General features: G+C 34.1%; 1 protein-coding gene. It reads left to right on the top strand.

What is annotated here, in order from left to right; all coding sequences use genetic code 11:
- Positions 1–182 precede the first annotated feature (182 nt).
- Positions 183–621: polysaccharide deacetylase family protein (locus ACF91D_RS31340; protein ID WP_392438636.1), on the top strand; the 439-nt coding region annotated here is incomplete at its 3' end.

The raw sequence follows: 621 nt of genomic DNA, 5'->3' as shown, positions 1-621 counted from the left end.
GTACAAGGGACCAATATAGTTTTGCATTGTTGAATAAAAAAAATTGGTTTTTATTTTTGTAATATTTGCAATTTTAAGTAAAATTAGGTAATGTTATTCGCAACTGGTATTATAAACATACCAGTTAAGTTCAAAAAATTTTCAAAGCGATTGAAAGCGCTTACTAAAATGGAGTGATATTTATGCAAAAAACAGGCAAAGTAAATCTACCAGAAGGTAAGACAGTAGCAGTCAATATAGGTTGTGACTTTGACGCTCAATCTATATGGGATGGATCATTTAACATGACTTCCCCTGCTTATCAAGCAAGGGGCGAATTCGGAGCGGAAGTAGCTGCACCAAGATTACTTAAACTATTTGATAAATACGGTATCAAGACTACTTGGTGTATTCCTGGTCATACAGCAGATACTTTTCCTACCATTTGTAAACAAATAGTACAAAATGGACATGAAGTAGCACATCATGGTTATGTTCATGAAAATCCCACTACTAAATCTTACGAAGAAGAAGATAAAGTTATAGCAATGGGTCTTGAATCTTTGAAGAAAATAGGTGTAACACCTAGAGGATATAGATCGCCCTATTGGGATTTCAGCCCAAATACTTTGAGTATTCTTG

The sequence above is a fragment of the Staphylococcus sp. 231237_7MaSpsaltlick genome, from assembly GCF_043107035.1.
This window is presented reverse-complemented; position numbering and strand designations above follow the sequence as displayed.